Annotated in this window: 1 protein-coding gene; it reads right to left on the bottom strand. The window is 67.0% G+C overall.

The features are described from left to right. Window positions 1-324: 324 nt before the first annotated feature. Window positions 325-455 (bottom strand): cold-shock protein (locus tag JMF97_RS30750; RefSeq protein WP_203224687.1); only part of this gene is annotated, 131 nt, incomplete at its 5' end.

Below are 455 nucleotides of genomic sequence, written 5' to 3'. Positions count from 1 at the left end.
CGAAATGGAACAGCGTGCTGTGGCCGTCCAGCAGCGCGGAGGGCTGCCCGACCAGGGTGGCGACCGCTGTATCGTAACCACATCTCGTGGTGTATGAGAGACAGACCTCCCCCGTGCCATGCCGAATCTGCGCTTGCCCCCCGGGGCCATCCTCACCCGGCCCAGCGGTGCTGGCAGTCGGCCACCCGACGCTTCAACGACTGATTCCCGACTCAGGATGCGGAGGAGTGCGCCCGAATGTGCGAACGCTCGGGTCACACCGGCCAGACGTTCACCGGACGTGACCCGACCGTTCGCGATCAGGACGCGTGTGTCGCCCTGAGGTCAGCGCGGACGGATGTTCTCCGCCTGCGGGCCCTTCTGGCCCTGGACGTCCTCGAAATCCACCCGCTGGTTCTCGTACAGGCCACGGTCGCCGGAGGACTGGAACGCCGAGCAGTGGGACAAGCCGCACG

It is taken from the genome of Micromonospora fiedleri (assembly GCF_016774385.1).
Lineage (GTDB): Bacteria > Actinomycetota > Actinomycetes > Mycobacteriales > Micromonosporaceae > Micromonospora > Micromonospora gifhornensis.
Note: the sequence above shows the minus strand (reverse complement) of the source record. Positions and strands in the feature narration are given on the sequence as shown.